Annotated in this window: 21 protein-coding genes; all 21 read right to left on the reverse strand. The window is 62.0% G+C overall.

Features of this window, described 5'->3' with window-relative positions; genetic code table 11:
• Nucleotides 1–11: 11 nt before the first annotated feature.
• Nucleotides 12–545 carry a 50S ribosomal protein L6 gene (gene rplF / locus AC6HZP_RS15645; RefSeq protein WP_201400054.1) on the reverse strand — a complete coding sequence of 178 codons (534 nt, stop codon included), beginning with the start codon at nucleotides 543–545 and terminating at the stop codon, nucleotides 12–14.
• Between the two features lie 40 nt (nucleotides 546–585).
• Nucleotides 586–984 (reverse strand): 30S ribosomal protein S8, encoded by a 399-nt coding sequence (gene rpsH / locus AC6HZP_RS15650; RefSeq protein WP_201400055.1) that lies wholly within the window; start codon nucleotides 982–984, stop codon nucleotides 586–588.
• Between the two features lie 14 nt (nucleotides 985–998).
• On the reverse strand, nucleotides 999–1304 hold the full coding sequence (gene rpsN / locus AC6HZP_RS15655; RefSeq protein ID WP_201400056.1) for a 30S ribosomal protein S14: 306 nt from the start codon (nucleotides 1302–1304) through the stop codon (nucleotides 999–1001).
• 26 nt (nucleotides 1305–1330) lie between these two features.
• Complete coding sequence (rplE, locus tag AC6HZP_RS15660; protein WP_201400057.1) at nucleotides 1331–1888, reverse strand: 50S ribosomal protein L5; 558 nt, start codon at nucleotides 1886–1888, stop codon at nucleotides 1331–1333.
• On the reverse strand, nucleotides 1881–2195 hold the full coding sequence (gene rplX, locus AC6HZP_RS15665) for a 50S ribosomal protein L24 (protein WP_029075462.1): 315 nt from the start codon (nucleotides 2193–2195) through the stop codon (nucleotides 1881–1883). The genes rplE and rplX overlap by 8 nt, the downstream gene beginning before the upstream one ends.
• On the reverse strand, nucleotides 2195–2563 hold the full coding sequence (rplN, locus tag AC6HZP_RS15670; protein ID WP_201400058.1) for a 50S ribosomal protein L14: 369 nt from the start codon (nucleotides 2561–2563) through the stop codon (nucleotides 2195–2197). Before rplN ends, rplX begins: the two co-directional genes overlap by 1 nt.
• Before the next feature lie 81 nt (nucleotides 2564–2644).
• Nucleotides 2645–2893, reverse strand: coding sequence for a 30S ribosomal protein S17 (gene rpsQ, locus AC6HZP_RS15675; RefSeq protein WP_201400059.1), 249 nt, complete (start codon nucleotides 2891–2893; stop codon nucleotides 2645–2647).
• Between the two features lie 10 nt (nucleotides 2894–2903).
• The gene (gene rpmC, locus AC6HZP_RS15680; RefSeq protein ID WP_018184912.1) at nucleotides 2904–3104 is read right to left on the reverse strand and encodes a 50S ribosomal protein L29; all 201 of its coding nucleotides are present in this window, start codon (nucleotides 3102–3104) and stop codon (nucleotides 2904–2906) included.
• 25 nt (nucleotides 3105–3129) lie between these two features.
• Nucleotides 3130–3543, reverse strand: coding sequence for a 50S ribosomal protein L16 (rplP, locus tag AC6HZP_RS15685; protein WP_201400060.1), 414 nt, complete (start codon nucleotides 3541–3543; stop codon nucleotides 3130–3132).
• A 32-nt stretch (nucleotides 3544–3575) separates the two neighbouring features.
• Nucleotides 3576–4286, reverse strand: a complete 711-nt coding sequence (gene rpsC, locus AC6HZP_RS15690; protein ID WP_201400061.1) for a 30S ribosomal protein S3 — start codon at nucleotides 4284–4286, stop codon at nucleotides 3576–3578.
• Nucleotides 4286–4666, reverse strand: a complete 381-nt coding sequence (gene rplV / locus AC6HZP_RS15695; protein WP_035831212.1) for a 50S ribosomal protein L22 — start codon at nucleotides 4664–4666, stop codon at nucleotides 4286–4288. The genes rpsC and rplV overlap by 1 nt, the downstream gene beginning before the upstream one ends.
• Nucleotide 4667: 1 nt before the next feature.
• Entirely contained in the window at nucleotides 4668–4946 is a 279-nt protein-coding gene (gene rpsS / locus AC6HZP_RS15700; protein ID WP_018184908.1) for a 30S ribosomal protein S19, read from the reverse strand.
• 12 nt (nucleotides 4947–4958) lie between these two features.
• Nucleotides 4959–5795, reverse strand: a complete 837-nt coding sequence (gene rplB, locus AC6HZP_RS15705; protein ID WP_201400062.1) for a 50S ribosomal protein L2 — start codon at nucleotides 5793–5795, stop codon at nucleotides 4959–4961.
• Nucleotides 5796–5817: 22 nt separating this feature from the next.
• Complete coding sequence (locus AC6HZP_RS15710) at nucleotides 5818–6111, reverse strand: 50S ribosomal protein L23 (RefSeq protein ID WP_201400063.1); 294 nt, start codon at nucleotides 6109–6111, stop codon at nucleotides 5818–5820.
• Nucleotides 6108–6728 (reverse strand): 50S ribosomal protein L4, encoded by a 621-nt coding sequence (rplD, locus tag AC6HZP_RS15715; RefSeq protein WP_201400064.1) that lies wholly within the window; start codon nucleotides 6726–6728, stop codon nucleotides 6108–6110. The genes AC6HZP_RS15710 and rplD overlap by 4 nt, the downstream gene beginning before the upstream one ends.
• Nucleotides 6728–7447, reverse strand: coding sequence for a 50S ribosomal protein L3 (gene rplC, locus AC6HZP_RS15720; RefSeq protein WP_201400065.1), 720 nt, complete (start codon nucleotides 7445–7447; stop codon nucleotides 6728–6730). The genes rplD and rplC overlap by 1 nt, the downstream gene beginning before the upstream one ends.
• A gap of 16 nt (nucleotides 7448–7463) precedes the next feature.
• The gene (rpsJ, locus tag AC6HZP_RS15725; RefSeq protein WP_018184903.1) at nucleotides 7464–7772 is read right to left on the reverse strand and encodes a 30S ribosomal protein S10; all 309 of its coding nucleotides are present in this window, start codon (nucleotides 7770–7772) and stop codon (nucleotides 7464–7466) included.
• 65 nt (nucleotides 7773–7837) lie between these two features.
• Nucleotides 7838–9028 (reverse strand): elongation factor Tu, encoded by a 1191-nt coding sequence (tuf, locus tag AC6HZP_RS15730; RefSeq protein WP_201400066.1) that lies wholly within the window; start codon nucleotides 9026–9028, stop codon nucleotides 7838–7840.
• Nucleotides 9029–9077: 49 nt separating this feature from the next.
• The gene (gene fusA, locus AC6HZP_RS15735; protein ID WP_201400067.1) at nucleotides 9078–11153 is read right to left on the reverse strand and encodes an elongation factor G; all 2076 of its coding nucleotides are present in this window, start codon (nucleotides 11151–11153) and stop codon (nucleotides 9078–9080) included.
• 23 nt (nucleotides 11154–11176) lie between these two features.
• Nucleotides 11177–11647 (reverse strand): 30S ribosomal protein S7, encoded by a 471-nt coding sequence (rpsG, locus tag AC6HZP_RS15740; RefSeq protein WP_201400068.1) that lies wholly within the window; start codon nucleotides 11645–11647, stop codon nucleotides 11177–11179.
• A gap of 15 nt (nucleotides 11648–11662) precedes the next feature.
• Complete coding sequence (gene rpsL, locus AC6HZP_RS15745; RefSeq protein WP_029075557.1) at nucleotides 11663–12034, reverse strand: 30S ribosomal protein S12; 372 nt, start codon at nucleotides 12032–12034, stop codon at nucleotides 11663–11665.
• Nucleotides 12035–12195: the final 161 nt, after the last annotated feature.

The raw sequence follows: 12195 nt of genomic DNA on the forward strand, positions 1-12195 counted from the left end.
GACGGTCTCCGTTACTTCTTCTTGCCTTCCTTGCGGAAGATCGTTTCGGTTGCGTACTTGACGCCCTTGCCCTTGTAGGGCTCGGGGCTACGATACTCGCGGATCTCGGCCGCAACCTGGCCGACCTTCTGCTTGTCGATGCCCGAAACGATGATCTCGACCGGACGCGGCGTCACGATGGTGATGCCTTCCGGGATCGCGTAGACCACGTCATGGCTGTAGCCAAGAGCGAGCTGCAGGTTCGAACCCTGGACGGCGGCGCGGTAACCCACGCCGTTGATCTCGAGCTTCTTGGAGAAGCCCTCGTTCACGCCCTTGATTAGGTTCGCAATCATCGTACGCGACATACCCCAAGCGGCACGAGCCGGCTTGCTGTCATCACGCGGGGCGACCTTGACGCCCTCTTCCGTCAGTTCAACGGCAACGTTATCCGTAAAATCGAAGGACAGTTCGCCCTTCGGACCCTTCACCGACACCGTCTGGCCGTTGATCGTGGCCGTAACGCCCTTAGGCACCGCCACCGGCTTCTTACCAATACGAGACATCAGACAAATCCGTCCGGTTCGTGTTTCACCATCAACCAGATCAGAATACCTGGCAAAGAACCTCGCCGCCGACATTCTGGTCGCGGGCGTCGCTATCCGACATCACGCCCTTCGGCGTCGACAGGATGGACACGCCGAGGCCATTCTTGACCTGCGGAATATTCTTGACCGAGGCATAGACCCGGCGACCCGGCTTCGAGACACGCTCGATCGTGCGGATCACTGGCTCGCCATCGTAATACTTCAGTTCGATCTCGATCGCGGGACGGCCATTGCCGTCGTCGACCGTCGCAAAGCCACGGATGTAGCCTTCCGACTGCAGAACACCGAGAACGTTCTCGCGCAGCTTGGAGGACGGCGTCGAAACCTTCGACTGCCGGCGCATCTGAGCATTGCGGATGCGGGTGAGCATATCACCCAGAGGATCGGTCATTGTCATGGGGACCGTGCTCCTTACCAGCTCGACTTGACGAGGCCCGGGATCAGCCCGAGCGACCCGAGTTCGCGCAATGCAATACGCGACATCTTCAGCTTGCGATAGACGCCACGCGGACGGCCGGTGACTTCGCAGCGATTACGGATGCGGGTCGCCGAAGCGTTACGGGGCAGCTCGGCAAGCTTCAGGCGAGCCTGGAAGCGTTCCTCGAGCGGCAGGCTCTCGTCATTGGCCACAGCCTTCAGCTTCGTACGCTTGTTGGCGTACTGGGCGGCCAGCTTGCGGCGCCGGTTGTTCTTTTCGATAGAGCTCTTCTTAGCCATCGATTTGTCCTCGTCCTATCCCGGCGTTACTGGCGGAACGGGAAGTTCATCGCCTTCAGAAGGGCGCGAGCTTCCTCGTCAGTCTTGGCCGTGGTGCAGACGATCACGTCCATGCCCCAAACCTGATCAATCTTGTCGTAATTGATCTCGGGGAAAATCAGATGCTCCTTGATGCCCATGGCGAAGTTGCCACGGCCATCGAAGCTCTTCGGGTTCAGGCCGCGGAAGTCACGAACGCGCGGGAGCGCGATGGTGACCAGGCGGTCCAGGAACTCGTACATCCGCGCCTTGCGCAGCGTGACCTTGCCACCGATCGCCATGTTCTCGCGCAGCTTGAACGTCGCGATGGACTTCGATGCCTTCGTCACGGCCGGCTTCTGGCCGGCGATGAGAGCCAGATCACCAAGAGCGGTGCCGACCTTCTTGGAATCGTTGACGGCTTCGCCAACGCCCATGTTCAGCACGATCTTGTCGATCTTCGGAACCTGCATGGGGTTCTTGTAGCCGAATTCCGCGACGAGCTTCGCGCGGACTTCGTCTTCGTAAAACTTCTTGAGCCGCGGCTCGTAAGCTGCCTCAGCCATCGATCACATCTCCCGAACGCTTTGCGACGCGTTGTTTGCGCCCGTCTTCGGTCACTTTAAAGCCGACGCGGGTCGGCTTGCCGTCCTTGTCCGCCAGGGCGATGTTCGACAGATGAATCGGGAGCTCCTTGGCGACGATGCCGCCCTGCTCGCTCGCCGTCTGCTTCTGGTGCTTGCGTGCGACGTTGACACCGCGCACGACGGCGCGATCTTCGGTCGGGATCACGCGGAGCACTTCGCCCGACTTACCCTTGTCCTTACCCGTGAGGACGATGACGTTATCGCCCTTCTTGATCTTGGCAGCCATCACAGCACCTCCGGAGCGAGCGAGATGATCTTCATATGGTTCCTGGCGCGAAGCTCGCGCGGAACCGGCCCGAAGATACGGGTCCCGATCGGCTCTTTCTGATTGTTGATCAGAACCGCCGCGTTCTTGTCGAAACGGATGACGCTGCCATCCGGACGACGAATATCCTTAGCTGTGCGAACGACGACCGCCTTCATGACGTCGCCCTTCTTCACGCGACCCCGCGGGATCGCCTCCTTGATCGACACGACAATGATGTCGCCGACCGAGGCGTACTTCCGCTTGGAACCGCCGAGAACCTTGATGCACATCACACGACGAGCGCCGGAATTATCCGCCACGTCGAGGTTAGTCTGCATCTGAATCATGACTGGCCGCCTACTCTTCTGGTCACCGCTTATCCCGGTCAGATACCCGGGAATTCAGCAGCGACAAACCTTTTTCGTGCCTTACTTACCGCCCGACTGCTCGGAAGCGATAACGACCCAGCGCTTGTTCTTCGAGATCGGCGCAGTCTCTTCGATCGAGACGATATCGCCAATCTTGTGGACATTGCCCTCGTCGTGGGCATGGTACTTCTTGGTCCGCCGCACGGTCTTCTTCAGAACCGGATGCGTGAAGCGACGCTCGACGAGAACGACGACCGTCTTATCGGTCTTGTCGCTGACGACGCTGCCCTGCAGAACGCGTTTCGGCATACTCGCCTCCTCAGCGCTTGTCCGCCGCGCTCTTCTGCGCAGCGATGGTCTTGATCCTGGCGATGTCGCGGCGAACCTGCCGGACACGCGCCGTGTTTTCGAGCTGGCCCGTCGCCCGCTGAAAGCGCAGGTTAAACTGCTCTTTCTTCAGGTTTGCAAGCTCGGTGTCGAGCTGGTCGGCGGTCTGCAGCCGAACGTCTTTCGCCTTCATGGCTTTATCCTCGTCCGTTCGCCGATCAATCGGCGATGCGCTGTACGAAGCGCGTCTTGATCGGGAGCTTCGCCGCGCCGAGACGGAGCGCCTCGCGGGCGGTCTCCTCGTCGACACCGTCGATCTCAAACATGATCCGGCCAGGCTTGACGCGGGACGCCCAGTATTCCGGGGCGCCCTTACCCTTACCCATGCGGACTTCGGTCGGCTTCGACGTGACCGGAACGTCCGGGAAAATCCGGATCCAGACACGACCGGCGCGCTTCATAGCACGAGTGATGGCGCGACGGGCAGCCTCGATCTGGCGCGCGGTGACGCGCTCCGGCTCGAGCGCCTTCAGGCCGAATCCGCCAAAGTTCAGATCCGTACCACCCTTGGCGACGCCATGGATACGGCCCTTGAACTGCTTGCGGAACTTGGTGCGCTTCGGTTGCAGCATTTCTGTTCTCTCTCGCCCTCAGGTCCGACCGATCAGGCCGCGGAGTCGCGACGACGAGTGTTCGAGCCCTGCTCGTTACCCTCGGTCTGGCGACGCTCGGAAGCCATCGGATCGTGCTCGAGGATCTCACCCTTGAAGATCCACACCTTGATGCCGCACGTGCCATAGGCGGTGTGCGCGGTCGCGGTGCCGTAGTCGATGTCGGCGCGCAGCGTGTGCAGCGGAACCCGACCCTCGCGGTACCACTCGAGACGGGCGATTTCCGCGCCGCCCAGACGGCCACCCGCGTTGATGCGGATGCCGAGGGCGCCGAGGCGCATCGCCGACTGGACGGCGCGCTTCATCGCGCGGCGGAACGCAACGCGGCGCTCCAGCTGCTGGGCGATGGAGGCGGCGACCAGGTTCGAGTCGATCTCCGGCTTGCGAACTTCGACGATATTGAGGTGAACTTCGCTATCCGTCAGCTTGCCGACGATCTTGCGGAGCTTCTCGATATCGGCGCCCTTCTTGCCGATGACGATGCCCGGACGAGCCGAGTAGATCGTGACGCGGCACTTGCGGTGCGGGCGCTCGATCACGATCTTGGAGACCGCGGCCTGCTTCAGCTCGACCAGGAGCTTCTCGCGGATCCGCATGTCTTCATGAAGCAGCTTGCCGTATTCGCCCTTGTTGGCGAACCAGCGGCTGTCCCACGTCCGGTTGATGCCGAGGCGGAGGCCGATCGGATTGACTTTCTGGCCCATTATGCAGCCTCCTCGGTTTCACGCACCACGATCGTGAGGTGCGAAAACGGCTTCTCGATCCGGCCGACACGACCGCGAGCACGCGGCGTCCAGCGCTTCATCACCAGGGCCTTGCCGACAAACGCTTCGGCGACCACCAGCGAATCAACGTCGAGATCGTGATTGTTCTCGGCGTTTGCGATCGCAGATTCCAGCGTCTTCTTTACGTCACGCGCAATCCGCTTCTCGGAGAAGGTCAGATCGGCGAGCGCCGTGCTGGCCTTCTTGCCGCGGATCAGCTGGGCGACAAGGTTGAGCTTGCGCGGAGAGACACGGATCATGCGCGTGACGGCGCGGGCCTCGTTGTCTTTCAGCGCGCGTTCGCGCTTCGGCTTGCCCATGTTACTTCCTCTTCGCCTTCTTGTCGGCCGTGTGACCGTAGTAGGTCCGGCTCGGCGAGAACTCGCCGAACTTGTGTCCGACCATGTCCTCGTTGACGATGACCGGAACATGCTTCTGGCCGTTGTAGACGCCAAAGGTCAAGCCCACGAACTGGGGCAGGATCGTGGAGCGGCGGCTCCAGATCTTGATCACCTCACCACGACCCGAAGAGCGGCTCTTCTCAGCCTTGCGGAGGAGATAACCGTCGACGAACGGGCCTTTCCAGATAGAACGAGCCACGGACAGCCTCTCTTACTTGCTCTTGCGCAGATGACGGCTGCGCGCGATGAACTTGTCGGTCGACTTATTGTTGCGGGTCTTCTTGCCCTTGGTCGGCTTGCCCCACGGGGTGACCGGATGACGGCCTCCCGAGGTGCGGCCTTCACCACCGCCATGCGGATGGTCGACCGGGTTCATCGCAACACCGCGGACGCTCGGACGCTTGCCAAGCCAACGATTACGACCGGCCTTGCCGAGCGAGGTGTTGGAATGGTCAGGGTTCGAAACCGCGCCGACGGTCGCAACACAGCTCTGGTGGACCAGGCGCTGCTCACCCGAATTCAGGCGAAGAATGGCCATGCCGGAGTCGCGGCCGACATACTGCGCGTAGGCACCGGCCGAACGCGCGATCTGGCCGCCCTTGCCGGGCTTCATCTCGACATTGTGCACGATCGTGCCGACCGGCATGGCGCCGAGGGGCATCGTGTTGCCGGGCTTCACATCGGCCTGGGCCGAGGAAATCACGGTGTCGCCGACTGCCAGGCGCTGCGGCGCCAGGATGTAGCTGAGCTCGCCGTCCTCATACTTGATGAGGGCGATGAACGCCGTGCGGTTCGGGTCGTACTCGATGCGCTCGACGACGGCCGGGATGTCGCGCTTGTTCCGCTTGAAATCGATCAGGCGGTACGTGCGCTTGTGACCACCGCCGCGGCCGTAGGCCGTGACGCGTCCGAGATTGTTGCGACCACCGCTCTGGCGGAGACCGACGGTCAGGCCCTTGACGGGCTTGCCGGCGTAGAGCTCCGAGCGATCGACGAGAACCAGCTGGCGCTGTCCCGGCGTAGTCGGCTTATAGTGCTTGAGAGCCATGCTTCAGCCTATTCTTTTCGCGTCAGAGACCGGTCGAAACGTCGATCGACTGACCTTCAGCAAGCGTCACGATCGCCTTCTTGACGTCGCTCTGCTTGCCCACGATTCCGCGGAAGCGCTTGACCTTGCCCTTGCGGACCAGGGTGTTCACGCCTGTAACCTTGACCTTGAACAGCGCCTCGACGGCGGCCTTGATCTCGGGCTTGGTCGCCGTCTTCAGAACGTTGAAGACGACCTTGCTCTGCTCGGTGGCAATGGTCGACTTCTCGCTCAGCACCGGGCTGCGGATGATGTCGTAATGCGAGAGATCGCTCATTTGAACCGCTCCTGCAGCGCTTCGACCGCAGCCTTGGTCAGCACGAGCTTCTCGCGGCGCAGAATGTCGTACACGTTGATGCCCTGAACCGGCAGAACATCGATATGCGGCACATTGCGGGTGGCGAGACCGAAGTTCTCGTTGACCGCGGCGCCGTCGATGATGAGCGCGTTTGCCCAGCCGAGCTTGGCCAGGTTCTCGCGAACCGCCTTCGTCTTCGGCGCATCGATGGCGATGTCCGAGACGATGATCAGGTTCTCGCCCCGGGCCTTGGCCGAGAGCGCATGACGAAGTGCAAGCTGACGGAACTTCTTGGTCAGGTCATGCGCATGGCTGCGCACCACCGGACCGAAGGCCTTGCCACCGCCGCGGAACTGCGGGGCGGTCTTGGCACCGTGGCGTGCGCCGCCGGTGCCCTTCTGCTTGTACATCTTCTTGGTCGTGCCGGAGATCTCCGAACGACCCTTCGACTTGTGCGTGCCAGCCTGGCGCTTGGCCAGCTGGTAACGCACCATGCGCTGCAGGATATCGCCGCGCGGCTCGAGACCGAAGATCTCGTCCGAAAGCGTGATTTCCCCGGCTGCCGTGCCGTCGAGCGTGGTGACCTTAATATCCATCACTCGGCCTCCTTCGCTTCAACCGCAACTTCAGCCACGGCGCCGCGCTTCTTGAACGCGCCCGGAACCGGGACGTCCGCCGGAAGCGCACGCTTCACCGCGTCACGAACCTCGATCCAGCCGCCCTTGGCGCCGGGAACGGCACCCTCGACCATGATCAGGCCACGCTCGACATCCGTGCGAATGACCTTGAGGTTCTGAGTGGTCACGCGGACATCGCCCATGTGACCAGCCATCTTCTTGTTCTTGAACACCCTGCCCGGGTCCTGGCGCTGGCCAGTCGAACCGTGCACGCGGTGAGAGACCGAGTTACCGTGCGTCGCGCGGCCACCACCGAAGTTGTGGCGCTTCATGACACCGGCAAAGCCCTTACCGATCGAGGTGCCGCTAACGTCGACGAACTGTCCGACGACGAAATGCTCGGCGGTGAGCTCGGCGCCAACCTCGATGAGGTTGTCCGGGGTCACACGGAACTCCGTGACCTTGCGCTTCGGCTCGACCTCGGCCTTGGCGAAATGTCCACGCTCAGCCTTGGGCGTGTTCTTCACCTTGGCGAGACCGCTTCCGAGCTGGACCGCGGTGTAACCGTTCTTATCTTCCGTCCGATGAGCGACAACCTGGCAGTTGTCCAGCTTCAGCACCGTCACCGGCACCTGCTCGCCTGCATCCGTGTAGATGCGGGTCATGCCCACCTTCTGTGCGATCAATCCAGAGCGCATTCTATCCTCGCTCGCCTCAGAGCTTAATTTCGACGTCCACACCGGCCGCCAGGTCGAGCTTCATCAGCGCGTCCACGGTCTGCGGGGTGGGGTCGACGATGTCGAGAAGACGCTTATGCGTCCGCATCTCGAACTGCTCACGGCTCTTTTTGTCGATATGCGGCGACCGGTTCACGGTGAACTTCTCAATCTGAGTGGGAAGTGGCACCGGGCCGACAACGCGCGCGCCGGTACGCTTCGCCGTGTTCACGATCTCGCGCGTCGACGCATCGAGAATACGATGGTCGAACGCTTTGAGCCGGATCCGGATATTCTGACCGTTCATCGATTTCTGTCCTCAGGTGACATGGGCGCGCGACGAACCCGCGCGCCCGGTCCGGATCATCCGACTTACTTAATGATGCTGGCGACGACGCCGGCGCCGACGGTACGACCGCCTTCACGGATGGCGAAACGCAGCTTCTCTTCCATGGCGATCGGCACGATCAGCTCGACGTCGACCGAAATGTTGTCGCCCGGCATCACCATCTCGACGCCTTCCGGCAGCGTGACGATGCCCGTGACGTCCGTCGTCCGGAAATAGAACTGCGGACGGTAGTTGGTGAAGAACGGCGTGTGACGGCCACCCTCTTCCTTCGTCAGGATGTAGGCCTCGGCCTTGAACACCGTGTGCGGCGTCACCGAACCGGGCTTGCAGAGAACCTGACCGCGCTCGACGCCTTCACGGTCGATGCCGCGAAGCAGCGCGCCGATGTTGTCGCCGGCCTGGCCCTGGTCGAGCAGCTTGCGGAACATCTCGACGCCGGTGCAGGTCGTCTTGACGGTCGGACGGATGCCGACGATCTCGATTTCCTCGCCGACCTTGACGATGCCGCGCTCGACGCGGCCGGTCACGACCGTGCCGCGGCCCGAGATCGAGAACACGTCTTCGATCGGCATCAGGAACGGCTGGTCAACCGGACGCTCCGGCTGCGGGATGTAGGCGTCGACGGCGGTCATCAGCTCAAGGATCGCGTCCTCGCCGAGCTTGGCGTCGCCATCGTTCAGCGCGACGACGGCCGAACCCTTGACGATCGGAATGTCATCGCCCGGGAAGTCGTAGGACGACAGCAGCTCGCGGACTTCGAGCTCGACGAGCTCGAGCAGCTCCGGATCGTCGACCAGGTCGCACTTGTTCAGGAACACCACGAGCGCCGGAACGCCGACCTGACGGGCGAGCAGGATGTGCTCGCGGGTCTGCGGCATCGGGCCGTCGGCGGCCGACACGACCAGGATCGCGCCGTCCATCTGGGCGGCACCGGTGATCATGTTCTTGACGTAGTCGGCGTGGCCGGGGCAGTCGACGTGGGCGTAGTGACGGTTGGCCGTCTCGTACTCAACGTGCGCCGTCGAGATCGTGATGCCGCGCGCACGCTCTTCCGGCGCTGCGTCGATCTGGTCATACGCCTTGAAGGTCGCGCCGCCGGCCTTGGCCAGGACCTTGGTGATTGCCGCGGTCAGCGACGTCTTGCCATGGTCAACGTGGCCGATCGTGCCAATGTTGCAGTGCGGCTTATTGCGCTCGAACTTTTCTTTACCCATCGGACTTCTCCGTCTTGTCTGTCAGCAGGTTGGGTTTCGCGTGAAAGGCCTAGGCGTACTTCGCCTGGACCTCCTGAGCGACGGCCTGCGGGACCTGCTCATAATGATCGAACTGCATCGTGTAGCTCGCGCGCCCCTGGCTCATGGAGCGCAGGTTGTTCACGTAGGAGAACATGTTCGCAAGCGGGACGAATGCGGTGATGACATTCGCGTTGCCGCGCATGTCCTGACCCTGGATCTGGCCGCGGCGCGAATTCAGATCGCCGATAACCGAACCCACATACTCTTCCGGCGAGACGACCTCGACCTTCATGACGGGCTCGAGAAGGGCCGGATTGGCCTTCATGAGACCTTCGCGAAGAGCCGCACGGGACGCGATTTCGAACGCGATCGCCGAGGAGTCGACTTCGTGGTAGGCACCGTCGATCAGGGCGATCTTGACGTCCACGACCGGGAAACCCGCGATCGGGCCCGAGCTCATGACCGAATTGAGGCCCTTTTCGACGCCGGGGACGTATTCCTTCGGAACCACGCCGCCGATGATCTTGTTTTCGAAGCTGTAACCGGCGCCGATCTCGTTCGGCTCGATGACGAACTTGACGCGGGCGAACTGGCCCGTACCGCCGGTCTGCTTCTTGTGGGTGTAGTCGATTTCCGTCTGCTTGCGGATCGTCTCGCGATACGCAACCTGCGGCGCACCAACATTCACGTTGATGTTGTACGGCGCGCGGCGAAGGATATCGATCTTGATGTCGAGGTGAAGCTCGCCCATCCCCTTGATGATCGTCTGACCCGACTCGCTGTCCGTCGAAACGCGGAAGGACGGATCCTCGGACGCCAGCTTCTGCAGGGCGATGCCCAGCTTCTCCTGGTCGGCCTTCGAAGCCACTTCCACCGACATCTCGATGACCGGCTCGGGGAACTCCATCTTCTCGAGGATCACCGGAGCGGCGGGATCGCAGAGCGTATCGCCGGTACGGGTTTCCTTGAGACCAACCAGAGCGACGATATCGCCTGCATAGGCAATCTCGATATCTTCACGCGAGTTGGCATGCATGGCGACCATGCGGCCGATACGCTCTTTCTTCTCCTTGGTGGAGTTGAGGAGCGTCGTGCCCTTGGTCAGCACGCCGGAGTAGACGCGAGCGAAGGTCAGGATGCCGAACGGGTCTTCAATGATCTTGAAGGCCAGCATGGCGAGCGGCTCGTCGTCGGTCGAATGACGCTCGACTTCCTGCTCGGTCTTGACGTCGATGCCCTTGGTCGGCGGCACATCGACCGGCGACGGGAGGAAGTCGACGACGGCGTCGAGCAGCGTCTGAACGCCCTTGTTCTTGAAGGCGGAGCCAGCCAGGACCGGGAACCAGGTCGAGTGCAGAACGGCCTTGCGGATCAGCGTCTTGAGCGTCGCTTCGTCCGGCTCGTTGCCCTCGAGATAGGCTTCCATGGCGGCGTCGTCGAGCTCGACGGCGGCTTCGATCAGGGCGGCGCGGTAAGCGGTCGCCTTCTCGAGCAGGTTCGCCGGGATCTCTTCGACGTCATACATGGCGCCGATCGAATCGTCGTTCCAGACGCAAGCCTTCATGGTGATCAGGTTGATCACGCCCTTGAAGTCCTGCTCGGCACCGATCGGCAGCTGGATCGGGACAGCGCGAGCGCCGAGGCGCTGCTTGATGTCCGCGAGGCACATGTCGAAGTTGGCGCCGGTCTTGTCCATCTTGTTGCAGAAGACAATACGCGGAACGTGGTACTTGTCGCCCTGGCGCCAGACCGTCTCGGTCTGCGGCTCGACGCCCTGGTTCGAATCCAGCACGCAAACGGCGCCATCGAGCACACGCAGCGAACGCTCGACTTCGATGGTGAAGTCGACGTGGCCGGGGGTGTCGATGATGTTCAGGCGCTTGCCGTTCCACGACGTCGTCGTTGCCGCCGACGTGATCGTGATGCCGCGCTCCTGCTCCTGCTCCATGTAATCCATGGTAGCAGCGCCGTCATGCGTCTCGCCGATCTTGTGGTTTCTGCCTGAGTAGAAGAGAATCCGCTCGGTCGTCGTCGTCTTGCCCGCGTCGATGTGGGCCATGATTCCGAAGTTGCGGTAGTCTTCGATCTTATGCGTGCGGGCCATGATGGGCTGCCTTTGTCCGATCGTTACCAGCGATAGTGCGAGAACGCGCGGTTGGCTTCTGCCATACGGTGCGTGTCTTCGCGCTTCTTCACGGCGTTGCCGCGGCTGTTCGAGGCATCCAGCAGTTCGCCCGAGAGACGCTCGATCATCGTCTTCTCGTTACGGCCACGGGCCGCGGAGAGAAGCCAACGGATGGCGAGTGCCTGACGGCGATCCGCACGGACCTCGACGGGAACCTGGTAGGTCGCACCACCGACACGACGCGAACGCACTTCGATGTGCGGAGCGACGTTGTCCAGGGCCGCGCGGAACACCACGACGGGCTCCTGCTTGGTCCGGTTCTGGATGATGTCGAAGGCACCGTAGACGATGCTCTCGGCGACCGACTTCTTGCCGTCATACATGACGGCATTCATGAACTTGGTGACGACGATATCGCCGAACTTGGGGTCCGGGATGATCTCGCGCTTCTCTGCACTATGGCGACGGGACATGGATCCTGTTCCCTATTACTTCGGACGCTTCGCGCCGTACTTGGAGCGACGCTGCTTGCGGTTCTTGACACCCTGGGTGTCGAGCACGCCGCGCAGAATGTGGTAGCGCACGCCCGGCAGATCCTTGACGCGGCCGCCACGGATCATGACGACAGAGTGCTCCTGCAGGTTGTGGCCTTCGCCCGGAATGTAGCCAATGACCTCGAAGCCATTGGTCAGGCGAACCTTCGCGACCTTACGAAGTGCCGAGTTCGGCTTCTTCGGAGTGGTCGTATAGACGCGAGTGCAAACACCGCGCTTCTGCGGGTTCTCCTGCAGCGCCGGAACCTTGTTCCGCTTCGCCGGGGCTTGACGCGGCTTGCGGATGAGCTGGTTAATTGTCGGCATGCTTCGCCTTTCAGCTAGCCTACGGTTCTGTTTCTCTCCGCTTTCGCACCTTTGCCACAACCGTTCGGCCATGAACAAAGAGCGCCCGTACCGCTAAGAGCGGAGGCGCTACGAAATGCAGAGGATCACGGCTTTCACCGCGATCGTGCGTGTCGTTCTAA

Source organism: Kaistia sp. SLG-1 (genome assembly GCF_059699055.1).